General features: G+C 59.3%; 15 protein-coding genes and 1 pseudogene. 12 read left to right on the forward strand and 4 right to left on the reverse strand.

Going from position 1 to position 24,964, the window contains the following annotated elements:
- Positions 1-22: 22 nt before the first annotated feature.
- Positions 23-2,962 carry a GGDEF and EAL domain-containing protein gene (locus OKC41_RS09180; protein ID WP_270671915.1) on the reverse strand — a complete coding sequence of 980 codons (2,940 nt, stop codon included), beginning with the start codon at positions 2,960-2,962 and terminating at the stop codon, positions 23-25.
- 134 nt (positions 2,963-3,096) lie between these two features.
- On the opposite strand from OKC41_RS09180, the gene OKC41_RS09185 reads away from it, so the two are divergent.
- The 3 genes from OKC41_RS09185 (at position 3,097) to pbpC (ending at position 12,181) form a co-directional block, all read left to right on the forward strand.
- Positions 3,097-4,785, forward strand: coding sequence for an FAD-dependent oxidoreductase (locus OKC41_RS09185; protein WP_201894837.1), 1,689 nt, complete (start codon positions 3,097-3,099; stop codon positions 4,783-4,785).
- Positions 4,786-4,962: 177 nt separating this feature from the next.
- Positions 4,963-9,807 (forward strand): alpha-2-macroglobulin, encoded by a 4,845-nt coding sequence (locus tag OKC41_RS09190; RefSeq protein ID WP_234922300.1) that lies wholly within the window; start codon positions 4,963-4,965, stop codon positions 9,805-9,807.
- Positions 9,773-12,181 (forward strand): penicillin-binding protein 1C, encoded by a 2,409-nt coding sequence (pbpC, locus tag OKC41_RS09195; RefSeq protein ID WP_201894835.1) that lies wholly within the window; start codon positions 9,773-9,775, stop codon positions 12,179-12,181. The genes OKC41_RS09190 and pbpC overlap by 35 nt, the downstream gene beginning before the upstream one ends.
- Positions 12,182-12,269: 88 nt before the next feature.
- Here the strand turns inward: pbpC and OKC41_RS09200 are convergent, their stop codons facing one another.
- Positions 12,270-13,229, reverse strand: coding sequence for a hypothetical protein (locus OKC41_RS09200; protein ID WP_201894834.1), 960 nt, complete (start codon positions 13,227-13,229; stop codon positions 12,270-12,272).
- A gap of 164 nt (positions 13,230-13,393) precedes the next feature.
- Here OKC41_RS09200 and thiI point away from each other — a divergent pair, with 164 nt between their 5' ends.
- A complete protein-coding gene (thiI, locus tag OKC41_RS09205) occupies positions 13,394-14,842 on the forward strand; it encodes a tRNA uracil 4-sulfurtransferase ThiI (protein WP_039038656.1) in 1,449 nt (482 codons plus the stop codon).
- A 75-nt stretch (positions 14,843-14,917) separates the two neighbouring features.
- Here the strand turns inward: thiI and OKC41_RS09210 are convergent, their stop codons facing one another.
- On the reverse strand, positions 14,918-15,310 hold the full coding sequence (locus tag OKC41_RS09210; protein WP_039038657.1) for a hypothetical protein: 393 nt from the start codon (positions 15,308-15,310) through the stop codon (positions 14,918-14,920).
- Between the two features lie 101 nt (positions 15,311-15,411).
- The gene (locus tag OKC41_RS09215; RefSeq protein ID WP_010674287.1) at positions 15,412-16,044 is read right to left on the reverse strand and encodes a trimeric intracellular cation channel family protein; all 633 of its coding nucleotides are present in this window, start codon (positions 16,042-16,044) and stop codon (positions 15,412-15,414) included.
- Positions 16,045-16,426: 382 nt separating this feature from the next.
- Here OKC41_RS09215 and OKC41_RS09220 point away from each other — a divergent pair, with 382 nt between their 5' ends.
- From OKC41_RS09220 to OKC41_RS09255, 8 genes and pseudogenes are all read left to right on the forward strand, one after another.
- Positions 16,427-17,293 (forward strand): flagellin, encoded by an 867-nt coding sequence (locus tag OKC41_RS09220; RefSeq protein ID WP_201894833.1) that lies wholly within the window; start codon positions 16,427-16,429, stop codon positions 17,291-17,293.
- A 402-nt stretch (positions 17,294-17,695) separates the two neighbouring features.
- Positions 17,696-18,642, forward strand: a pseudogene (locus OKC41_RS09225) (IS5 family transposase).
- A 334-nt stretch (positions 18,643-18,976) separates the two neighbouring features.
- On the forward strand, positions 18,977-19,840 hold the full coding sequence (locus OKC41_RS09230; protein ID WP_201894832.1) for a flagellin: 864 nt from the start codon (positions 18,977-18,979) through the stop codon (positions 19,838-19,840).
- Positions 19,841-19,883: 43 nt separating this feature from the next.
- Positions 19,884-20,342 (forward strand): flagellar protein FlaG, encoded by a 459-nt coding sequence (locus tag OKC41_RS09235; RefSeq protein WP_234922299.1) that lies wholly within the window; start codon positions 19,884-19,886, stop codon positions 20,340-20,342.
- Positions 20,343-20,375: 33 nt separating this feature from the next.
- Positions 20,376-21,770 (forward strand): flagellar filament capping protein FliD, encoded by a 1,395-nt coding sequence (fliD, locus tag OKC41_RS09240; protein WP_201894831.1) that lies wholly within the window; start codon positions 20,376-20,378, stop codon positions 21,768-21,770.
- 25 nt (positions 21,771-21,795) lie between these two features.
- On the forward strand, positions 21,796-22,218 hold the full coding sequence (gene fliS / locus OKC41_RS09245) for a flagellar export chaperone FliS (protein ID WP_201894830.1): 423 nt from the start codon (positions 21,796-21,798) through the stop codon (positions 22,216-22,218).
- Complete coding sequence (locus OKC41_RS09250) at positions 22,215-22,541, forward strand: hypothetical protein (RefSeq protein WP_270671916.1); 327 nt, start codon at positions 22,215-22,217, stop codon at positions 22,539-22,541. Before fliS ends, OKC41_RS09250 begins: the two co-directional genes overlap by 4 nt.
- On the forward strand, positions 22,541-24,646 hold the full coding sequence (locus OKC41_RS09255) for a 6-hydroxymethylpterin diphosphokinase MptE-like protein (protein ID WP_270671917.1): 2,106 nt from the start codon (positions 22,541-22,543) through the stop codon (positions 24,644-24,646). Before OKC41_RS09250 ends, OKC41_RS09255 begins: the two co-directional genes overlap by 1 nt.
- Positions 24,647-24,964: the final 318 nt, after the last annotated feature.

A 24,964-nucleotide genomic window follows, 5' to 3' on the forward strand; every position in this document is an offset into this window, starting at 1 on the left:
AAGCCCTATAAATCCTACCAGTTTAGCCCGCAGGGGTGGCACCCAGCAGGCTCTCCAGTGCCTTGACGGGGAGCGGCCGGCTGGTGAGGAAGCCTTGATAATGCTGGCATCCCAGGGCCTTGAGCACGGCGAGCTGCTCCTCTTCCTCCACTCCTTCCGCGGTGACGGTGAAACGAAACACCCGGGCGAGATCCAGGATGGCCTTGACGATGGCCTTGTCCTGTTCGCTGTGGACCAGGGTCTGGATGAAGCTTCTGTCGAGCTTCACCTCGTCGGCGGGCAGATCCCGCAGATAGGCCAGGGACGAGTAGCCCGTGCCGAAGTCGTCGATGGAGATGAGCAGGCCGAGGGCCTTGAGCTGGCGGATCCTGGCGATGCTCTCCAGCCGGTTTTCCAGCACCACGGACTCGGTGATCTCCAGCAGCAGGCGCGACGGGGGCACCCCGGTGTCCCGCAGTATGTACTCCACCTGCTGCACGAAACCGGCGGTGTGGAACTGGCGGGCGCTGACGTTGACCGACAGATGGGGGATGGCGAGACCGTTGTTGAGCCAGAAGCTGTACTGGGCACAGGCGGTCTTCATCACCCAGTAGCCTATCTCCTGGATCAGGGTGGTCTCCTCGGCGATGGGGATGAACTCCCCGGGTGGCACCATGGTGCCGTCGGCCTTCTGCCAGCGCAGCAGCGCCTCTATGCCCGAGAGCGTGCCGTTGTCGACCCGGTATTGGGGCTGGTAGTGCAGCACAAGCTCGTTGTTGCGCAGGGCATCGCGCAGCTGGTTGTTGAGAGAAAGCTTGCTCTTCTCTTTTTCCGCCATGGCTTCACTGAAGAAGATATGGTTGCCCTGGCCCGCGCGCTTGGCCATGTGAACGGCGGTATCGGCCTGCTGCATCAGGACAAGGTGATCCTTGTCGTCATCGCTGAACAGGCTGATCCCCACGGAGGCGCTGCAGTGCAGCTTGTGATCGCCGATGTCGAAGGGGGCACGGAAGATCCCCATCAGCTCCCGGGCAAAGTGCTCCGCCAGGATCTTGGCGGTGATATAGCCCTGGCCCAGTGCCGTGAAGAGCAGGGCAAATTCGTCACCCGAAGTGCGGGCGAGCACCAGGTTCTCCTGGGGCAGGGACTTGAGTCGCACCACCACGGCCTGGAGCAGCAGATCGCCGCAGGCGTGACCGAGGGAGTCGTTGATGGATTTGAAGTTGTCCAGATCCAGCAGCAGCAGGGCCCCCCACTGACCACTCGGGGCCTGCAAGGTGCGCTGCATGATGTCGGTCAGGCTGCGCCTGTTGTAGAGATCGCACAGGTCGTCGTAGTAGGCGAGGCGCTCGATGTGGCGGGCGGTCTCTTTCTCCTGGGTGATGTCGTGGAAGCTGCAGACGAAGTGGCTGATCTCCTCCTCCTCGTCCTTGACCCCGCTCACCATGAGCCGCACCGGGAAGAGGTGTCCCTCCCTGTGCAGGCATTGTTCCTCCCCGAGCCAGTATCCCTGCCGGTTGACCGCCGCGATCACCTCCTCCTTGAGGGTGTCGCCATAGTAGGTGGGCCTCAGGGCATCAATGTGCAGGCCCAGCATCTCCTCGCTGGCAAAGCCGGTGATGCGGCTGAAGGAGGCATTGACCTTGAGGATGATGCCCCCGTGATCCATCACCAGCAGGCCGTCGTGGGTGTTGAAGGCCACTTCGGCCAGGCGCAGGGCATCGTCATTGGCCAGGCGCTGCAACTCGCTGGCGGCCCGCTCGCGCTGTTCGTAGAGGACGTCCAGCAGGGACGCGGGATCGGCCAGAGGGGTGGCGAGCAGCAGGGTGAGCTGCCCCAGGGGGAGACCGTTTGGCCCCGGGAAGGGGATGCCGACATAGGCCTTGGCGTCGAGGGCCAGCAGCTGGCTGGACTGGGGATAGCGCAGGGCCAGATCTTCCACGTAGAGACTCTGCCCGTGCTGGAAGATCTCCCGGCCCGGGCCGATGTCCATGGGCATGGGTTTGACGACGGCGAAGGTATCCCCCTCCACCACGCAGCGGGGAATGAGCCAGAGATCCTGGCCGCGAGGCTGAAACTCGCCGATCCAGCCCATGTGGGCACCGCTCAGGCCCATGGCCCAGCGCAGCAGGGCGCGGCAGTAATCGTTGCCGGTCAGGTTGGCAAGCCCCGGGGGAGGCGCGAGGTCCGGGGCGTCGGTCGCCACGGGGCCCGGCTGCCAGTGGCCGAGCAAGCGGGCGCAATGACGCACCAGTTGCAGGGTGTCATCGCTGATGAGGGTGCTCTCGGCATACTCCAGGCTGAGCACGCCGATGAGCTTCTCCTGCTCCAGCAAGGCGCCGTCCAGGCGGGAGCAGACATTGGCATCGGCCAGATAGTAGTGCTGGCTCAACATGGGCTGGTGGGCTGCCTCCGAGAAGCTCAGGGCGCCCCGGGTGCGCAGGGCCCGGATGTAACGGCTGTCTCCGCGAATGGCACCGAGCGCGTCCACCCCCAGGGTGAACACCGGGGTCAGCTGCTCGCCGCCCAGAGCGCCATGGGCCTGGTAGTGCCAGAGGATCAGGCGATCGGCCCCCAGGCACTCCTTGAGGCTCTCCAGCATGGCGTCATACTGCTGCTGGCTGGCCATCTGGCTCAGGCGCGGCAGTTGCAGGGACAGGCTGGCGGCACTCTCCTGGGACTGGGTCTGCAGGCAGATGAGCCAGAAGGCGTCCTGCTCGTGGGAGAGGGAAATATGCCAGAGGAGTGCGTCAAAGCGCAGCACCAGCTTGCCCCCCTTGCCGCTGGCCAGCCGCTGCTCGATGGGCTGGCGCAGGGCGTCCGGCAATTGGGCCGGCCAGGCACTGCGGGGCTCGTCGAGCCAGTGGAGCGGCGTCTGCATCACATCGGTCAGGGCGACCAGCCGTTGACTACGGGTATCCAGGCGGAAAAACAGGGGCGCCTGGCTGGCGGTCGGAAGATGGCTGAGCGCGGTAGACGACATGAACTGACACTATCCTGTTGAGCAATTGTCGGAGGGCAAGAATACTGCAAATCCGTGGCAAACAAAATTTCATTGAGTTCTAAATTAGATAAGTCTAATTTGTTGGTTATTTCCTGTTGAGTGGAGTCTTGCAGATGAAACGGATCCTGATTGTGGGTGGTGTGGCCGGGGGGGCGTCCGCCGCCGCCCGTGCCCGCCGTTTGAGCGAAGAGGCGGAGATCGTGATGTTCGAGCGGGGCGAGTTCGTGAGCTTCGCCAACTGCGGTCTGCCTTATCACATCGGGGGGGATATCCCGGATCGGGATGCCCTGCTGCTGCAGACGCCGCAAAGCTTCAAGCGCCGTTTCAACGTGGATGTGCGGGTGTTTCACGACGTCATCGAGATAGACAGGGTCGGCAAGAGCCTGCTGGTACGCAACCTGCTCACCGGCGAAGAGCGGCGCGAAGCCTACGACGTGCTGCTGCTGAGCCCGGGCGCCGCCCCCATCCGGCCTCCCTTCCCCGGCATCGACAGCCCGGGGGTACACACCCTGCGAAGCATTCCCGACATGGATCGCATCCTGGCGGCGCTGGCGCACGACAAGCCCCGCCACGTCACCGTGGTGGGGGGCGGTTTCATCGGACTGGAGATGATGGAGGCGCTGCACCAGCGCAAGCTGGCTGTCACCCTGCTTGAGCTCTCCGATCAGGTGATGGCGCCGGTGGACAAGGAGATGGCCAACCTGCTCCACGCCCGCATCCGCGAAGAGGGGGTCGATCTTCGCCTGCGCACCGGCCTCGCTGCCATCGAGAGCCTGGAGGTGCCTGCCGAGAAGACCGCCGCCGTGGCGACCGCCCAGCGGGGTGGACTGCGCCTGACCCTGAGCGACGGCTCTCATCTCGACACCGGCCTTCTGATCCTCGCCATCGGCGTCAAGCCCGAGACTCTGCTCGCCGCCAAGGCGGGGCTGGTGCTGGGACCGCGGGGCGGCATCAAGGTGGATGCGGGCATGCGCACCTCGGATCCCTGCATCTTCGCGGTGGGGGACGCGGTGGAGGAGACCGATTTCGTCACCGGCGAGTCCGTGCTGATCCCGCTGGCGGGCCCCGCCAACCGGCAGGGGCGCATCGCCGCCGACAACATGCTGGGGCGAAGCGAAACCTACAAGAAGACGCAAGGGACCGCCATCTGCAAGCTGTTCGATCTGGCGGTGGCGAGCACGGGGCTGAACGAGAAGCGGCTGGTGCAGCTGGGATTGCCGTTCGAGAAGGTCTATGTCCACCCGGGCAGCCACGCCGGCTATTATCCTGGCGCCCATCCGGTCAGCCTCAAGCTGCTGTTTGCCCCCGATGGCAAGATTTACGGCGCCCAGGCCATCGGCAAGGATGGCATCGACAAGCGCATCGACGTGCTGGCGGTGGCCCAGCGCGCCGGTCTCACTGTGTTTGATCTGCAGGATCTGGAGCTCACCTATGCGCCGCCCTTTGGCTCGGCCAAGGATGTGATCAACATGGCCGGGTTCGTGGCGAGCAACCATCTGAAGGGGGACTCCCTGCTCTGCCACGCAGCCGAGGTGCAGGCTCGCCACCCCCATCAGCAGGTGGTGGATGTGCGAAACGGCCCCGAACTTGACAAGCTGGGGCGCATTCCGGGGGCGATGCACATTCCTCTGGACGAGCTGCGTGGCCGTCTTGATGAGTTGCCCAGGGATAAAGAGCTGCTCATCAGTTGCCAGGTGGGACTGCGGGGTCACGTGGCCTGCCGCCTGCTGAGCCAGCACGGTTTTCGGGTCAAGAACCTCTCCGGCGGTTTCAAGACCTGGCAGACGGTGATCGCCGAGTAGATCCTCCAGGCTGACATGGCCCGATTGATCACTCTGTATGCAAACGGGCCACTCCAGTGAGTGGCCCGTTTCTTCATCAGGGGCCGATGCCGCCCGACATGGCAGTTGGTGTTCCCGGGAGCGACGCTTTATTCTATTGGCTCCTGCGCTGCGGCGATCCAACCCGGGATGAACACCATGCACCTCTCTCTCTCCTGCCCCGTGACTCGTCTTCCCCGTGTGGCCTGGCTGGCGGCGCTGCTGCTGGCTGGTTGCGGCCCCGACAAGCCTGCCAGCCAGGTGCCGACGACAGAACCGATGGCCCGGCAGGAGGCGGGAGCGCCCGCCTCCGTGGTGCAGGCCAATGCACGCCAATACCGCGATGCCCCGGCGCTGGCCCTGGTCTTCTCCGGCCCATTGGCGCCCAAGGCAAACTGGCAGAGCTGGCTTTCTGTGAGTGAAGGGGGCAAGCAGGTGCAGGGGGAGTGGATCCTGGCCGACGATGGTCGCACCCTCTATTTCCCGAACGTTCAGCCCGACAAAAGCTACGAGGTGAGCCTCAAGGCGGGGCTGGGCCCATCCCCCCAGAGCTGGACCCTCAAGACCCGGCCGCTGGAGGCGGGGGCCTCCTTTACCGCCAGCGGCATGGTATTGCCGCTGCGCGACGAGCTGCGCCTGCCCATCAGCGCGGTCAATGTGGACGAGGTCAATATCGACTTCTTTCGGGTCGATGCGGAGTATCTGCCCCGTTTCCTGGCCGAGTATCGCCCCGGTGCCGGCATGGGCAACTGGGAGCTTGAACAGATCACCCAGCGGGCCAAGCGGGTATTTAGCGGCCGCTATGCGCTGGAGCTCGATGCCAACCGGCGCGAGACCCGCCTCATCAATGTGAAGGAGCCGCAGCTGGCGGAGGCTGGCGTCTACTTTGCGGTGATGTCGCCCCTTGGCAACTACGACTGGCGCAAGGAGACCACCTATTTTGCGGTGAGCGACATGGGGCTCAGTGCCCGCCGTTACCGCGATGAGCTGGAGGTGTTCGTCAGCTCCCTGGCCAGCGCCGACCCCCTCAAGGATGTACAGCTCTCCCTGCTCGACCAGAAGGGCAACCGGCTGCAGGTGCAAACCACCGATCCCCAAGGTCATCGCCGTTTCGATCAGGTGCAGGGGGCTCGCCTGCTGCTGGCCGAGCAGGGCAAGCATCTGGCGGTGCTGCGCCTCGATGGCGCGGCCCTCGATCTCTCCACCTTCGATCTTGGCACCCAGCCCTGGCAGGCTCAGCAGCTCTATCTGTTCAGCGGGCGCGACCTTTATCGCCCCGGCGAGCGGCTCGACAGCGAGATCCTGCTAAAAGGGCAGGATGGCCAGCTGTTGCCGGGCATGGCGGTGGAGCTGGAGGTGAAACAGCCGGACGGCCAGCTGCTCGAACAAAAGCGCCTGCTGCCGGACAATTTGGGCGCGGCCCACTACGGCCTGCGTCTGCCGGATGATGCGCCGCTCGGGCGCTGGACCATCAACCTCAAGACTGCCGCCGGTAGCCGCTTCGAGTGGCCTTTTCTGGTGGAGGAGTTTCTGCCGGAGCGGCTGAAACTGCAGCTTGGCAAGGGGCCGGACGGGGAAGTGACGAGTCTGGACGCCGCCCTGACGCTGCCGCTGCAAGGGGACTATCTCTACGGCGCACCTGCGAGTGCCACCAAGGCGAAGGCGGAGGTAAAAATCAGCCGCGCCACCATGCCCTTTACCCAGTGGCAGGAGTTCACGCTGGGTGACGTGCTGCTCGCCGAGCAGGCCAAGGATCTCGAGGCGCTGAATCTCACCCTGGATGCGCAGGGGCAGGGGACTTTTTCGCTTGCTGATGAGCTCGATGGGGTGCGCGGTCTCGGGCCGCTGGAGGTGGCTTATCGGGTGTCGCTCGCCGAGCCCGGTGGCCGCGCCGTCAATCGCAGCCGCACCCAGTATGGCTGGCCCGCAGACAGCCAGTGGCCGGCACTCAAGGCCGATTTCGTAGCGGAGCGGGTAGAGGGGGGCAAGCCGCTCCCCTTCCAGATCCTCAACCTCGATAAGCAAGGCCAGCCGGTGGCGGGGGCGGTGAAGGTGCGCCTTATCAACGAGTACCGCGACTACTACTGGCACTACGCCGATGGCGAGGGGTGGAAGTACGAATTCAACAGCCAGCCCTATCTGGAGCAGGAGCAGACCCTGCAGCTGGATGGCAAGGGGCCGACCCCGCTCACGCTGCAACTGGCGGCGGGCTGGTATCGGTTGGAGGTGGAGAACAGTCAGGGCCATCAATCGAGCCTGCGGGTGGAGATAGGTAGTTACGCCTGGGGCGGCGGTGGGGAGCAGGCGCGGCCCGACAAGATTGCCATCACCCTCGACAAACGCGCCTATCAGGCGGGCGACAAGGCCAAAGTGACCCTGGTGGCGCCGCGCCCCGGTAAGGGCTTGCTGCTGGTGGAAGATGGCGACGGCCTGCGCTGGTGGCAGCGTATCGAGCTCAAGGGGGCCGGTGGCGATGCCAAGGATGCCCGCGGCGAGTTCGAGATCCCGGTCAGCCCCGAGTGGCAGCGTCATGACCTGCATATCTCGGCCCAGATCGCCGCGCCAGACCGCGCCTCCAAACCGGCTGGCAAGCAGCAGGGGCAGAGCCTGCGCTCGGTCGGGCTGGTGCCGCTCACCCTGGACCGGGAAGCGCGCCGTCTGCCGCTCACCCTGAGTGCGCCGGACAAAGCGGTGCCGCTCACCCGGTTGGAGGTGACCGCCACCTCCACCCCCAACAGTCAGGGCCGTGTGGTGCTGGCGGCGGTGGATCGGGGTGTGCTCAACATCAGCGATTATCAGCCGCTCGACCCATTCGAGATCTTCTTTGGTCGCAAGCGCTTCGCCCAGGATTTGTTCGATAACTACGGTCAGGTGATCCCGCCGCAGGATGGCAAGCTGGCCCGCCTCAACTATGGGGGTGACCGGGCGCCGCTGAAAAAGGGCGGCGCGCTGGAGAGCCGGGTCGAAATAGCCGCACTGTGGAGCGGCGAGGTGAGTTTTGACGAGCAGGGCAAGGCGGTGATCCCGCTCGATCTGCCCAACTTCAACGGCGAGCTGGCGCTGATGGCGCTGGCCTGGAACGAACAGCAGGTCGGTGAGGCCGAGCGCACCGTCAAGGTGGTGGCGCCGCTGGTGGCAGAGATCGGCTGGCCGCGCTTTGGCGCGAGAGGGGATGAGACCCGGGCCCTGGTGCAGCTGCGCAATATGAGCGGCGAGGATCAGACCCTCTCCCTTGCCTGGACCCTCAACGGCGGGCTGAAAGCAAACGGCGAGCTGCCCGGCACCCTGCCCCTTAAAAATGGCGAAGAGCAGTGGCTGACTCTGCCGCTCACCGTGACCGGGGCGAGCGGTGTGGCAAGCCTGCAGTTGGCGGCCAGCGGCAAGGATTTTGCCATCAGCCGCGACTGGACTTTGCCGCTGCGATCCCCCTGGCCGGCCGAGACTCGCCAGCGCTACCAGATGCTGGCCCCCGGCCAAGAGATGGCTTTTGCGCCAGCTGAGCTGGCCGGGCTGGATCCCGCCAATCTGCAGGGGCTGCTCAGCCTCTCCGGCACTCCCCCCTGGGATCCGGTAGCCCAGTGGCAGGCGCTGGCTGATTACCCCTACGCCTGTCTGGAGCAGACCTTGTCCCGTGCCTGGCCTTACTTGCTGACCACGGCGGATGAGCGCATTGCATGGAGCAAACCCGCAGAGGGCAAGAAAGCGGCGAACGAGGCGGATGTGCAGCGCGCCCTGCTGCAACGGCTGCAGCGGTTGCAATTGCCAAGCGGCGGTTTTGGTCTGTGGGATGGTCGCTCCGACGAGGAGCAGTGGCTCACCGCCTATGCCGCCGACTACCTGCTGGCGCGCAAGGAGGCGGGTGACGCAGTGTCGGAGGCGATGCTCAATCAGGCGCTGAACCGGCTGCAAAGTTATCTCACCGACAGTCAGTATGGTGAGCGCTGGAGCAGTGCCCCCGAGCACAGCCGGCTGGCCTATCAGGCTTACAGTGCCTATGTGCTGGCCCGGGTGGGCAAGGCCCCACTCGCTACCCTGCGCCTTATCTGGGAGCAGCAGGCTGATCACGCCCGCTCCGGTTTGCCGCTGCTCCACCTCTCGCTGGCCCTCTCGGCCATGGGGGATGAGCAGAACGCCGCCAAGGCCCTCAGTCGGGCATTGGCGACCGAGCGCGGTGACGACTATCTGGGGGATTACGGCTCGCCGCTGCGCGATCAGGCCCTTGAGCTCTCCCTGCTGCGCCAGCACAAGCTGGCTGCGGAGCGCTGGCCGGCCCTCAGTGCCAAGGTGGCCGATACCCTGGCTCACCGTCAGTGGCTCAGCACCCAGGAGCGGCTCGCTCTGCTGCGACTCGCCCGCGTCGATCCGGCCGTCGACTGGCAGGCCAGGGTGGCTTCCTCTCTTGGCAGTGGATCCCTGAGCGGTTCGGCTCCGCTGCAGCAGGGCACCCCTGAGGCGCTGGCGGCGAGCACCGTCACCAACGAGGGCAGGGGATCCCTCTATGTGCAGCGCACCCTGGTCGGTTACCCCGAGCAGGCGCCAGCACGGATCAGCATGGGAATGAGCGTGACCCGCAGCTGGTTCAACAGCGACGGTCAGCGTTTTGACCCGACCAAGGTGAAGGTGGGCGATCTGGTGGTGGTGCGGCTCAATGTCAGCAGTGAATCGGCGGTGCCCGATGCCCTGTTGGTGGAGATGGTGCCCGCCGGCTTCGAGCTGGAGAATCCGGCCCTTGGCAACAGCATCAAGCTGGAAGAGCTCTCCATCGAGGGGAAACCGGCGTGGCAGAGCGAGTGGAACGACTACCTCAAGCATCAGGAGTTTCGCGATGACCGTTACACGGCGGCGCTGGATCTGAGCGCCGGGAGTAACCAGCAGCTGGTCTACCTGATGCGGGCGGTGACGCCGGGTCGCTATCAGGTGCCGCCGACCCAGGTGGAGGATATGTACCGGCCCGAGATCCGGGCTGTGGGTGAGGATATCCACGAGGTGCGTATCTCTGAGTAACAAACCCTCCCTTGAGCGGGTTCGCCCGCTCACTTTCTGGCAGCGTGGCTGGCTGAAATTGGGTCGCACTGGCCACGCTTGCTGGCGCTGGCTTGGTCACCTGCCACGCTGGCTGCGATGTTCGGTGCTGGCGGTTGTTGCCCTGTTTCTGTCGCTGCTGGCGCTGGATCGACTCTTCCCGCCGCCGCCACTCGACCCTGCCTACGCACGGGTGGTGCTCGACATGAAGGGGCGACCGCTGCGCGCCTTTGCCGATACCAGCGGCGTGTGGCGCTACCCCGTGACCCTGGAGCAGGTCTCCCCCCGCTATATCGAGGCGCTGCTCGGCTACGAGGATCGCCATTTCTGGCGTCATCCCGGGGTCAATCCGGTGGCCATGGTGCGCGGGGTCTGGCAGTGGCTGCGTTACGGGCGCGCCGTGTCGGGGGGCTCGACCCTCACCATGCAGGTGGCGCGCCTTATCGAGCCCTACCACAGAAGCGTGCCCGGCAAGCTGCGCCAGATGGCCCGTGCGCTGCAGCTGGAGTGGCACCATGACAAGCGCACCCTGCTCACCGTCTACCTCAACCGGGCGCCCTTTGGCGGCAATCTGGAGGGGGTGCAGGCGGCAAGTTTTGCCTATCTCGGCAAGAGCGCCGCCAAGCTGACCCATGCCGAGGCAGCGCTGTTGGCGGTGTTGCCCCAGGCGCCCAGCCGCAACCGGCCGGACAGGCATCCCGAACGGGCTCGCGCCGCCCGCGACAAGGTGATGCAGCGGCTGGTGGCGCAGGGTGTCTGGCCCGAACAGGTGTGGCTGGAGGGACGCATCGAGCCGGTGCTGGCCCGCGGTCACTTCACGCCGATGGAGGCGCCGCTGTTTGCCCGTCTCGCCGCCGACCATCAGGCCGGGGCCCTGGTGCATACCACCATCGACGGGGATCTGCAGCGCTGGCTGGAGGGGCGGGTGGCGAGCTATATCCGCCGCTTCCCCGAGCAGACCTCAGCGGCGTTGCTCCTGGTCGACAACAGAACCATGGCGGTGCGCGCCTATGTGGGCAGCGCCGAGTATGGCAATCTGCGCCGCCACGGTTACCTCGACATGGTGCAGGCGATCCGCTCCCCCGGCTCTACGCTGAAGCCCTTCATCTACGGTCTGGCCATGGACGAGGGGTTGGTGCACTCGGCCTCCCTGCTCTCCGATGCGCCAAGGCTGGGCTCGGACTATCGCCCCGCCAACTTCTCCGGCGCCTTTCAGGGGCCGGTGACCCTGGCCCAGGCGCTGCAGCAATCCCTCAACGTGCCGGCGGTGCAGGTGCTGGAGGCGCTGGGGCCCGACAAACTGGTCAGCCGTCTCGACAACGCCGGGGTGAGGCTGGCTCTTTCCGACAAGCCCAATCCGGCCATTGCGCTCGGGGCGGCGGGCATTCGGCTCGAGCAGCTGGTGGCGCTCTACAGCTCGCTGACCCGGCAGGGGCAGGTGGCGATGCCGGTCTGGCTGGCGGGGCAGCGGGCAGTGTCGCGCCCCTTGCTGAGCCCGGGGGCCGCCTGGATCATCTGGCAAATTTTGAGTGCCCAGGGACGGGCAGATCAACCTTTTGCCAGTGAGGCGACCGGCCGGGTCAACCGACTGGCCTGGAAGACCGGCACCAGCTATGGCTATCGCGACAGCTGGGCGATGGGGGTCTCCAGTCGCTGGACCATCGGCGTCTGGCTGGGGCGCCCCGATGGCACCCCCATGCCCGGCTTTTATGGACAGAGTGCGGCAGTGCCACTGCTGCTCTCTGTCTATTCGCGGCTGGCCGACAACAGTCCCCTGCCGGCACAACCCAACACGGTGAGCGAGGCCGAAGTTTGCTGGCCGCTGGGGCGCAAGACGAGCGCGACCCTGCCTGAGGCCTGTTTGCAGCATCAGAGCGCCTGGTTGCTGGAAGGGCGCGACCCTCCCACCTTGCCGGACCCCATGGATTGGCCCTCGCCGCTGCGCCAGATTGCGCTCACTGTCGACGGCAAGCCGACGCTGACCCGCTGCCACGATGCGGCACAATCCGCTTTTAGAGCGCTCTGGCCGCTGTCGCTGGAGCCATGGCGCTCACCGGGCGAGCGGCGTCAGGCGCTGCTTGCCAGGGGCTGCGCGGGGGAGGGGCAGAGCGCCGAGCAGCAGGCCCCCATTCGTATCGTAGCGCTGGGGGAGGGCAACCTTATCCGCAGTCAGCGCTATCGGTTGCAGCCCAGGGTGCTGGGCGGTGTCGGCAAGCCGGCATGGTTTCTCAACGGGCAGCGGCTGCGCTGGGACGGGGATCAAGTAGTGAGCAAGGCGGGCCGCTATCAGCTGGTGGTGGTGGATGAGGCGGGAAACAGCGATCGCATCGAGTTTCGGCTGGAAAACCCCTCCTGAGGGCGTGGTGAGCGCCAGAATATTGACGGCATCGGTGATGGTCCCGATGCCGTCAGTGGATTGTCGATTCCCCGGCAGAGGCAGGGAGTCAGGGCTTGACCTGCCCCAGCCGGGTGAAGAAATGCCGGCTCTTGCGCTGGTGGAAGTGGCTCTTCTTGATGGGATGAAACACCAGGTCGCTCTGTGGGTGACTCCCCTTGAGGTGGTGGATCATCGCCATGGCCGGTAAGCCAGTACTGACGAGCGTGGTGAGCGGCAGGGTGACGGTCTCGGGTCCCAGCAAGGGTGTGAACCCCTGCTGGGCCTGCTCGAAGCGGGTCAACACGGCGGGTTCGGCGTAGCCGCTGCCCAGCATGGCGAGCAGGGCATCGAGGGACTGATGGAACTCGGCGAGCTGCTGACGAAAGCCGCTTCGCCCCCGCAGGGCAATGAGCTCTGCAAACGGGATGTCGGCCAGGTGAGTGGGCACTTGCAGCGGGATCTCGAGGTGGAAGCAATCCTGACCACCGCGATTGTGGTAGCGGGATTCAAGCAGGTGGAGCAGCCGATCCAGATAGTCGTGATCCGTGATGAGGGCGCCGTCATTGGCGAGTGCCCACTCACGGGCGAGGCGCATGGAGAGCAGGTTGGCAAAGCGGCGCGCCATTCTGATCCCCCCTTCATCCTGCGTCGCAAAGCCGTGGGCCAGACAAAACCCGTGCAGCCGCTCCAGTCCCGCCTGAGCCGGGCAGAAGCAGTCGTGGTTGGGGGCTGAACGCCAGCGGGCGATGAGCTCCCTGTTGCCAAACACCTTGTGACGCACGAAGTCGGGGGCGACCAGGCCGGCAATCTGGCTCTCCACCTGGGGCGTGATATGGGCGAAGAAGGCGGGTCGTGGCGGCTCGGCCAGCAGGTCGGTTTGCTGGCGCAGGGTCTCCAGCAGGGCGGTGAGACCGCTCTTTTCACTGACGGTGAAGACGAAGGCGAGCCGCTCCAGATAGAGCAGGGCAAACTTGAGCCAGAGCTCGTCGCGTACCTCCATGCCGGGGTAGTAGATATGGGTTTTCATGGATGCTGTGTTGCCAGGATGCAGGGGTGGGAATATACGCATGATTGCCCGGATGCGGCAAACTTTGCGTGGGGGAATGTGAGCGGCCGCTCATGCAGTAGGCGCTGGTCACAAAGTTCTGATATAATTCGCGCCCTTAAATCAAGGCCACCCGAGTCATTACCATGAAGTTCATTATCAAGCTGTTCCCTGAAATCACCATCAAGAGCAAGTCGGTTCGCCAGCGCTTTATCAAGATCCTGCAGGGCAATATCCGCAATGTCCTGCGCCGCTTCGACGACGATGCCCGGGTGCGGATGGATTGGGACAAGCTGATCGTGAGCTCCCGTAATGACCAGTTCCGCGAGCAGGCCATCGAAGCCCTGGCCTGCATTCCCGGCATTCAGGCCTTCCTCGAGGTGCAGGCCAGCAAGTTTACCGACCTGCACGACATCTTCGAGCAGGTGAAAGCCGTCTGGGGTGATCAGCTCGAGGGCAAGACCTTCTGCGTGCGTGCCAAGCGCCACGGCAAACACGAATTCTCCTCGCTGGAGATTGAACGTTACGTGGGCGGCGGTCTGAACCAGCACTGCGTGAGCAACGGTGTGCGCCTCAAGAACCCGGATGTGAAGATCAACCTCGAGATCGATGGCGAGGAGCTTTTCATCGTCAGCGCCATCCACCAGGGGCTGAGCGGCATGCCCATCGCCACCCAGGAAGATGTGCTGAGCTTGCTCTCCGGCGGGTTTGACTCGGGTGTCGCCTCCTTCCAGTTCATCAAGCGCGGCTGCCGGGTGCACTACTGCTTCTTCAATCTGGGTGGGGCTGCTCACGAGATCGGCGTCAAGCAGGTGGCCTATCACCTGTGGAACCGTTTCGGCTCCTCCCACCGGGTGCGCTTCACCGCGGTAGACTTCGAGCCCGTGGTGGCCGAGATCCTCGAGAAGATCGACAACGGCCAGATGGGGGTGGTGCTCAAGCGGATGATGATGCGTGCCGCTGCCAAGGTGGCCGACGAGTTCCAGATCCCGGCCCTGGTGACCGGCGAGTGCGTTGGCCAGGTTTCCAGCCAGACCCTCACCAACCTGAACGTCATCGACCGGGTGACCGACAAGGTGATCCTGCGCCCGCTCATCACCTGGGACAAGCCGGACATCATCAGCGAAGCCCGCCGCATCGGTACCCTGGAGTTCGCGGAGACCATGCCGGAGTACTGCGGCGTGATTTCCAAGAAGCCGACCGTGAAGGCCGAGCTCTCCCGCATCGAGGCGGAAGAGGAGAACTTCGACTTTGCCATTCTGGACAAGGTGGTGGCTGAGGCCCGTTACCTCGACATTCGTCGCATCGGTGAAGAGACCGCCGCCGAGGTGCAGGAGGTGGAGACCACCGCCGAGAGCGGTGACGACGAGGTGATCCTGGACATTCGCTCCATGGAGGAGCATGACGACAAGCCGCTGGTGGTGGAAGGGCGCGAGATCATGCATATCCCCTTCTTCAAGCTGGCCACCGCCTTTGGTGACCTGCCGAAAGAGAAGACCTACCTGCTCTATTGCGATCGTGGCGTGATGAGCAAACTGCAGGCGCTTTACCTGAAAGAGAAGGGCTTTGCCAACGTCAAGGTCTACCGTCCGTGATGTGACGGCAAGACGCGTATAAAAAATCCGGCCAAGGCGCCGGATTTTTTATTTCACTCGGATGAAGGTAGACGCTCAGGGGCAGGGGACCGGGGTGAAGGTTTCCTGACCCTGACAGCGCCAGCCCATCTCGGCCTGACGCATCTGCCACAGGTTGTTGCTGCGAAACAGGGTCAGGATGTAGAGCATGTCGCTACGCTGGCCATCAAGGGCCACCGAGAGCACCAGATCGTTGTCCAGCTGTTGAGCATGGATACGGGTGGGTACATCTTTATGGCCGACGAAGCGGCGAGCCACTTCGCGATAGTCGTTGACCCAGCCTTGCTGACTGCTGCTCGCCTGACGGATCTGCTGGTTGAACTGCTGCACCGGGGTGGATGCCAGACGCCCGAACAGGGCCTGTGCCCCCGCATGAGCCGCTGCCACCATCATCAGAACAAGCGTGGTAATGAGCCCAAGTTTTTGCATGAGGTTTTCCGGCTTGAAACGACCCCTGTATGACAACAGAAAAGCCGGCTTGGTTCAATCTTGTCCCTGCCGGGATGGGATCTCGCCCACTCTGAGGCTTCTCAGTTGCGCTGCAGCGAGAAGGTGGGCAGGGAGAGGTGCCAGTAGATGGCCGCCACCCGCAGACCAAACACCCCGAGCATGCTGATGAGCATGGCGCTGACCCTGTCTACCCCGACCTCCAGCGACAAGGTATAGAGGATGCCGCCCAGAATGCAGGCGGTGGCGTAGATCTCCTTTTGCAGCACCATGGGCACTTCCCGGGCCAGAACGTCACGGATCATGCCGCCCGCAACCCCCGTCATGGTGCCCATCAATACGGCGATAAGCCCCGATGTACCAAAGTTGAGGGCTTTTTGTGCCCCGATCACGGTAAAGAGCGCCAACCCGAAGGCGTCTGCCACCGGCAGCACATACCAGGGCATGCGGCGGGGCAGTTTGACCATCCACATGCCGATGAGCGCCGTGGTAATGACCACCCAGATATAGAGGGGGTCGCGTACCCAGAAGACCGGGGTTGCCCCCAGGATCATGTCACGGATGGTGCCCCCCCCGATGGCGGTAACCGCCGCCAGCACCATGACACCGAAACCGTCCATCCTGAGGCGGCCCGCCACCAGTACGCCCGAAAACGCGAATACCGCAGTACCAAACATGTCGCTGATGTAAACAATCTGCTCAACCAGTGTCTGCATGGAGAACAACTCACGTCCAATAGATGATGGGGCGGCGATTTTAGGGGCAAGGTGTGGGGATGAGCAATGCTGGCGTGCAAAAGTGGGAGCCAGCGCCGGTTTCTGAAGGCTGGGGGAAGATCACGCTCCCGCCTTGTCTGATGCGGGCTGTGGCCACTATGGCCCGGGGGGCAGGCAGTCAGGTGACAAAAAATCCCGATTTTTTTCTCAAGGGTGAGGAATAGAGGCCGATATATAGGTTAGGCGGCGATTACTGCCAGAAAGGCAGAAAAAAGAAATTAAAGTCTTGTGAAAAGGCGCCGTTAACTAAACATATCAGGCACAAAACACAATAAAGCCTGAGTGAATTAAAGTTAAATTTTAATGGCTTAGGAGAAAAATCATGAGTCTGTATATCAATACCAACGTTTCATCGCTCAACGCTCAGCGTAACATGATGAACAGCACCAAATCCCTGGATACCTCCTACACCCGTCTGGCCTCTGGCCTGCGCATCAACAGTGCCAAGGACGATGCGGCAGGTCTGCAGATCTCCAACCGTCTGACCTCCCAGATCAACGGTCTGGACCAGGGCAACCGCAACGCCAACGACGGCATCTCCCTTGCTCAGACTGCTGAAGGGGCGATGGATGAAGTGACCGGTATGCTGCAACGCATGCGTACCCTGGCTCAACAATCCGCCAACGGTTCCAACTCCGCCAAGGATCGTGAAGCCCTGCAAAAAGAAGTGGATCAGCTGGGTGCCGAGATCAACCGTATCTCCACTGCAACCACCTTCGCAGGTACCAAGTTGTTGGACGGCTCCTTCGGTGGCACCTTCCAGGTTGGTGCGGATGCCAACCAGACCATCAGCTTCAGCCTGAGCCAGGCAGGGGGATTCAGTATCTCTGGTATTTCGACTGCAGCTGGTGGGGCGGCAGCGACAGTTTTTGCTGGCGCGACTTCTATTGACATTACGGCCCAGAGTACTGCCCAAGCTGTGCTGGGTGCGGTGGACTCGATGTTGGAAGTTGTCGATGGTAAGCGCGCAGAACTGGGGGCGGTACAGAACCGAATGGAATCAACCATCCGTAACCAGGCCAATATCTCGGAAAACGTCTCTGCAGCTCGTTCCCGTATCCGCGATGCGGACTTTGCGACCGAGACCGCCAACATGACCAAGCAGAACATTCTGCAGCAGGCAGCCTCTAGCATCTTGTCCCAGGCCAACCAACGTCCGCAGTCCGCGCTCTCCCTGCTGCAAGGCTAAGCTGACTGATTGCAAGAAAAAGAAAAGGGCGGTTGTTCAGGCCGCCCTGGTAAGCAAGATGGAACAATGGGGTGTTCGGATTTACGCCTTGTTCTATCGAAAGAGAGTTTCTCTTATTGGTATTACCCCTCGAGTGTTGCCCAGATCGTTCACTCTGTCACCCTCGAGGTTGTTCTCCTGAGCGTAAGCTCTTCTTTGGCCGACATTGTCGGCCTTTTTTATGAGCGCCGAAAAACTGGCAGCTCAAGAACGCTAGGCATAAACCATGCCATATCAAGAATGTTCCTGTGTTGAATTTTGAACAGGTTCCGACCGGCGTTGTTTCCCAAATCGATGCAGCTTGAATGGAACTAACTAAGGACTTGGTGATCTGATCACCACCATCCTCTTCACGTTTGCATAATGGGCATGTCGCTTCACCCCATCACCAACTGGCCAAGATACAACAGGTCTCTGATTAACCGTGGTTCACTCACCTTCTGGGTTGATGCCGAGGCCATGAGCAACTGGTTTCACCATGACCATCATGGGCGGCGGGGCGGCAGTCAGCTTTACACCGACCAGACCATCTGTACCTTCCTGATGCTCAAGGAGATTTTCAACCTCACTCGGCGAGCAACCCAGGGACTACTCGACTCCCTGTTCGAGTTGATGAATGTACCGTTGTACGCACTGGACTATAGCTGTGTTAGCAAGCGAGCACGCTCGGTGACGGTGGCTTATCGACAGATCCGAAAGGGACGCATTACCGACTTATCGACTCCACTGGCCTCAAGGTATTTGGTGAAGGCGAGTGGAAGGTCAGAAAATATGGTGCTGAGAAGCGGCGAGTCTGGCGCAAGTTACATCTGGCGGTAGACCCGGTGACCCACGATATAGTGGCGGCACAAGTCTCGCTGGAGAATGTCCATGATGCCGAGGCGTTGCCGACCTTGCTCAATCCACTGCGGCGCAAGCTGGGACATGTTTATGCGGATGGCGCCTATGACAGCAAAGCCAGCCATCAGCTGATAGCGCACAAAGGGGTTACAGCCTGTATCCCGCCTCGCAAGAGCGCGGGGTAATGGGAAAAGGGACATCTGAGAAATGAGGCTGTGCTGGTGATGCGCAAGGAGGGGCTGGCGCACAGGAAGAAGATGTCGGGATACCACCGTCGCTCGCTGGCAGAGACGGCGATGTATCGGTTCAAGCAGTTGCTGGCGGGGAAAATCAGTCTGCGTAACTATAACGGCCAAGTGGGAGAAGTCATGGCGTATGTAAGCGCCATAAACAAACTCAATACCCTGGGTCTACCTGTCAGAAAGCCCCGAGTGTTGCGATCAACTAGGGCTCGGGCAGTTGATGCTTGATTGTTGATTTGGGGAAACAACGCCATTCCGACCTCAAGTTAAAAGAATCGAGTTATCCAGCACAGGGCTGTAAGCGGAGAGATATTGCCTCTCTGCTGATGAATGCGGCAATAAATTTCCTAAAGCTTCTGATGGGGCTGCCGTTACAGAGAGTGAAGCAAATTGAGGGGTGTTCGGAAATCCAACATTTGCGCAACTGCGGGTCCCTTGTCCGTTCAAACAGGGGACTCGCCAGATGGGGCAGACCGTTCAATCTGTCCATCTGAATGGTGGGACCTTGACTATATGAAACAAGCAGGGCCCGCAGTTTCTTGTTCATCAGGAGAAATCTATTATGGCCATGTTTATCAATACCAATACTTCATCATTGAACGCCCAGCGCAACTTGATGAATACCAGCAAGTCTATGGATACCTCTTACACCCGTCTGGCCTCCGGTCTGCGCATCAACAGCGCCAAGGATGATGCGGCGGGCCTGCAGATCTCCAACCGTCTGACCTCTCAGATCAACGGCCTGGATCAGGGCAACCGCAACGCCAATGATGGCATCTCTCTGGCACAGACCGCGGAAGGGGCCATGGACGAAGTGACCGGCATGCTGCAACGCATGCGTACCCTGGCCCAGCAGTCTGCCAACGGCTCCAACTCCACCAAGGATCGCGAAGCTCTGCAAAAAGAGGTAAATCAGTTGGGTTCCGAGATAAATCGTATCTCTCAAGACACTACCTTCGCCGGCACTAAGCTGCTGGATGGGTCCTATGGCGGAACCTTCCAAGTCGGGGCGGATGCCAACCAGACTATCGGCTTCAGTCTGAGCCAAGCTGGCGGATTCAGTATCTCTGGTATTTCGACTGCAGCTGGTGGGGCGGCAGCGACAGTTTTTGCTGGCGCTACTTCTATTGATATTACGGCCCAGAGTACTGCCCAAGCTGTGTTGGGTGCGGTGGACTCGATGTTGGAAGTGGTAGATGGCAAGCGTGCCGAACTGGGTGCGGTGCAAAACCGTCTGGATTCCACCATCCGCAACCAAGCCAATATTTCGGAAAACGTTAGCGCCGCGCGCTCCCGTATCCGTGATGCGGACTTTGCTACCGAGACCGCCAACATGACCAAGCAGAATATCCTGCAACAGGCGGCTTCCAGCATCCTGGCCCAGGCCAACCAGCGTCCGCAGTCAGCCCTGCAGTTGCTGGGTTAAGCCAGAATCTCCAACAGCCACTGACTGATAGAAGGAGCAGCAGATGGTAAATGAATCGATAGCCATACCCTCTGTTACTTCGACGCTAACTCAACATGGCGGCCCTCAGGCCGCCATGTCTGTTTCTCCGCCAGTCGCTGGTGGGGGGGACGTGGTCGAACAGACAGGTGTCGAGCCGATAACCAAGAAATCGCAGGAACCATCAGCGCATATCAAGGCGTCAGCATCACGCACGGAGAAGGTGCAATTAGAGAAGCAGGCCCAAGAATTGCAAGAAAGGCTGGACAGTTTGAGCAGGGTGAGGGGGTGGACCATCAACTTCAGTCTGGTGCCTGAGCTCGATCAGCCCGTGATCAAGGTGATAGATGCCGATACCAGGCAGGTGATCCGACAGATCCCGAGTGAAGAGGTCCTCTTGATGAAAAAGAGATTACAGGCAATGGAGCAGGGGGGGAACGATAGTGTCAACCTCTCGGGTCTGTTATTCGATGGCCAGGTTTGACCCTATTTTTTAAGTTAATACACAGGAGGATGTATGGCGATTACCTCTGCGGGTGCTGGGTCTGGGCTCCAGCTTGAAAGTGTGATCTCAGCGAGTGTGGAGGCCAAGAAGGCCCAGTTGCAGCAGCCGATCATCACCAAACGAAACAGTACCCAGATCACCTTGTCTGGCATAGGTCAGCTCAAGTCCTCTATCTCCGCTTTCACCGACATCCTCGACAAGTTGAGTGCTCCAGGTGCGTTCAACAAACGGGCCATCAAGATCACGCAAGATAAAGATGATCCTGTGCTGAAGATGGAGAGCAAGAGTGGCGGATCCAATGGTCAATACAACATTACCGTCAATAAGTTGGCACAGTCGAGCCGGCAGGAAGGGGTGTTTGACAACTCGACGGCCCCCTTAATCACCCAGGATGGCCAGCTGACGTTCAAGGCGGGTGACAAAGAATTCAAAGTGGATGTGAAAGCGGGGGACACCCTGCAAGATATCCGCAAGAGCATCAACGGCAGTGGCGACAACTTCGGCCTTAGCGTCAACATCGTCAATACCGCAGACGGCAAGGCAAAGTTCATCATCGACTCGGGTGTGTCGGGCGATGGCAAGGACCTGGCCATCACAGGCGATAATGCCGAGCTGGATATCTTCTCGACCGGCACCGCAGGCAGTGCTATGAGCCAGACTCAAGCCGCGAGCAGTGCCGAGATCGTGGTCGATGGCAACGTCCTCAAGAGTGATACCAATGTCTTCGATGACACCATTCAGGATCTGAAGCTGACGGTGCTGCGGGTGTCGGACAAGGACAGCAATGGCGATCTCAAGTCCAACAAGGTGGACATTACGACGGACAAGACCTCTATTCAGGAGCTGGTACAGCAGTTCGTCGATGGCTACAACTCCTTGCAGGACAAGATAGGGACACTCGGCAAGCGCAGTAGCTTCGTCGGGGGCGTGAAACAGGATGACGGAGGTGCCTTGGCTGGGGATTCCACGACGCGGGCCATCAACACCTTTATGAGCAATCTGGTGGTCAACCCTTCTGAGAGCAGTTCGATCTATTCGACGATTTTCGAGATCGGCATGAAGATGGATAACAAGGGAAAACTCTCCCTGGACAAGGAAAAGTTCGGGGAAGCGGTCGACAAGAACTTCGATCAGGTCGTCGCTCTGTTTGGTAACGAGAAAGGCCTTGCCGGCTCTCTGAGCAAGGGGCTCAAAGAATATACCAAGTCAGGAGGCATGCTGGCGCAGCGTACTGATACTCTGAATTCTGATCTGCGTAGCTTGGGTCAGAAAGAAGCGACCTCCAATGCTCAGTTGGTGAAATATGAGGCGGCGCTGCGTGCCCAATACGGCAGCCTAGATGCCCTGTTGGTTAAAATGAACAACTCGGCATCCGCCCTGTCTGCATTGCAAATAAAAGATAATTGAGTGTGATATTTCGAGGTTTCATCTTATGTACCACCGTAATATGAAGGCATATAAGGCAACCAGCATAGCGGCTGATTTGGCAGTTGCCGATCCGCATCGTGTCATTCAACTGATGATGCAGGTTTTTCTCGAGCGCCTGGCACAGGCCAAGGGCGCCATCGAACGGCAAGACATGGAGGCCAAATCCATTGCCGTCTCCAAGTCGCAGGGCTTGTTGCATGGGCTGCAAGATGCGCTCGATATGAGTCAGGGCGACATCTCCGAAAGCTTGTACGGTCTTTATGCCTATATGGATGAGCGGATCTGGGATGCCAGCTTGACACGGGATGTTGCTCCCCTCGAGGAGGTCATGAACCTGATGGTGACGATCAAATCCGCCTGGGATCAGCTGCCCGAGGCAGAGAAGCAACAAGGTTTTCAGATGCGCCAACAGCTGGGTGAGCTGTGAGCAGCGAGCTCGCCGCCCTTGAAGCGGCGTTGCAGGACAATGTCAGCCTGATAGACGCGCTGCTGGAGCAACAGCAATATGAAGAGGCCCTACAGTACATGGATGAGCGGCTGGCTCTGATAGACAACATGGTACAGTTGGCCAGAGGGGATTCGGCGCAGCGACAGTCCGTCGCCACCCTGGCAGCCGCCCTTGCCATCGAGGACACGCGTCAGCAAGCCCTGGCTTCCAGTCATCATCAGGTCGTATTTAAACAGCTGGCTCAAGTTGGTAAAGCCAATAAGGCTGGGCAAGCGTATCGAATGAACAGAAAGGAGTTCTGATGTTAGTCAATTTGAATGCGACTCTGGCAAAAGCCGAACAGGAGGCGCAGCGACTGCAGCAGCAAGCCGAGCAGGAAGCCGCCATGGCAGTTGCACTACCGCTGCGTTTTGAACAGAATATGGCGGCGTTTCGCCAATATATTCCCCATATCGCCGACATGTATGAGGCCTATCATCCTGCCCGCCCGTTTAAATTCTTCTGTACTGAAAATGGTCAGCCCAATCTGGTGTGGCTTGATGATGATGTAGTTGTTTATGGTGCTGAACCCTATCTTAGCTGTGAGACACTTGTGGCTGAATTCCTGGATAAGGGTGTATTGTCAAAATTTTCCTTCCGCCAGGAAGCGAATCCAATGGGTTCTATTCATGTTGAACACCTCAACAATCTTTATATTTATAAGGATAAAATATCATTACAGGCAGAACATCTCGATAAAGTACCAGACCAAGTACCCTGCGCATTGATCTTTGGGGTCGGTTTGGGTTATCACCTTGGTTATCTTTATGAGCGTTGCAAAATTAGCACATTGTTTTTGTTTGAGCCAGACTTGGATTTATTTTATGCATCATTGTTTTGCTTCGACTGGGCTCCATTGCTGGCTTATTTGTATCAGGAGAATCTGGGGTTGCACATTCTGTTAGGGCAGGATGAACAAAGTATAGTCAGAGATTTTTCGTCGGCGGTTAGTTCTCGAGGATCTTTCTTGGTTGCAAATGCTTTCACTATGTGGGGCTATCAGAACAATGAAATAAAAGAACTGATGAAAGTTATACATCAGCAATATTATCTGTTAGTGATGGGGTGGGGTTTTTTTGATGATAACCTGATCGCATTGTCCCACTCTATGCGTAATATTGAACGTGGAGTACCATTTTTTAAGAAAAATAAAAATGTTTCTCAAAAATACCAAAGAGTTCCGGTATTTATCATTGGTAGTGGTCCATCGCTAGATGATTCACTACCCATTATTAAAGCGAATAAAGATCGTGCTATATTGATATCTTGTGGTAGTGCGATATCTGCTTTGCATAAGCATGGGATCAAGCCAGACATAGAAGTTCAAATTGAACGTACCAAATCAATCTATGATTTCATGGTAAATCTGGATGACCCTGAATACTTACAGGATATTTTGTTTTTGAGCACTGATGTCGTTCATCCAGACTGTGCAACCCTGTTCAAGAAAACGGTTCTTGCGTTCAAGAGCAATGAACCAGGGGGGATGCTATGTCAGACATATTTCTCTGTCGCTAAAGATTTTTCCGCTTGGCAGGCAGTTAATCCCTTTGTTGGAAATATAGGGGTTCATGCACCTATCCAGCTTGGTTTTAAAAACCTATATCTGTTTGGTTTGGATAATGGTTATAAGGATAAAAATCACCATCACGCTAAGTCTAGTGCATATTATAATAATGAAGTAAATGCTAAGATCTTGACTGAGTTAGTGTGTAGCAATGATGAACGGCAATGTGAGGGTAATTTTGGTGGTCTTGTCATAAGTAATGCGATGTACGATACTTCGAGATATATTATTGAAGGTGTATTAGCCATAAATAAAGATGTACATTGTGCCAACTGTAGTGATGGTGCCAAAATATTAGGGGCTAGAGCCGTTCATGCCAATGACATCGGATTACATCAGCCCATTGATAAGTCAGCTATCTTGCATGAAATAACGAACAGTCTCTGTTCACCCTTAGTGCTACCAGCGCAGGACTTTAATACATTGCTTGATGTTGATTTTTTCAATCATGTTGCTGAGAAGATAATAGATGAATGGCAACGTAATTTTTCATCTAGAAATGAGATAAATCAATTGATGCTAAAGCATTTTGGTTATCTTTCTCAAATATCTATAACTAAAAATAGAATAATAGCGCAAATGTTGTACGGTTCAATGAATTATATGTTCGCTATGCTGAGTTCTATTCTTTACTTGTTTAAAGAAGAAGAAAAAGCACTGGAAATGATGAAACCCGCAATCGAAATTTGGGTAGATTTTATGAGAAAAGCAAAAGAGATGTATCCCAATGCCCTTAACAGCATAGATACATTTGATGATGAAATGGTTAATTTATATAAAAGTCAAAGTGTACAGATCTAGTTATCACCTGACACCGGCCTCAAACCGGTGTCTTGATTACGCTACTTTAGTGCGCACTTCCTTCGGTATCAATTTCAGACTCTTCTTGAACATGCTGTAGGGGGTCTGACCTTAACCATCCGCTCAGAAGCCGCGCCACGCTTGGCTTATATGAGGGGATGGTTAAGCCTATTGCCAGATTAGCCTTTCAACACGTAATTGGGACAGTGCCTTATTTTGGGTTGGGGCATTGTAACCTGTATGTATGGAGATGGTATTCACCTGACAGTTGCCCACAAAAGGGAGTGGTCATACGGCTTCAAACCGGATAACAAAACG

This window comes from Aeromonas sp. QDB17, from assembly GCF_027705305.1.
Taxonomy (GTDB): domain Bacteria; phylum Pseudomonadota; class Gammaproteobacteria; order Enterobacterales; family Aeromonadaceae; genus Aeromonas; species Aeromonas caviae.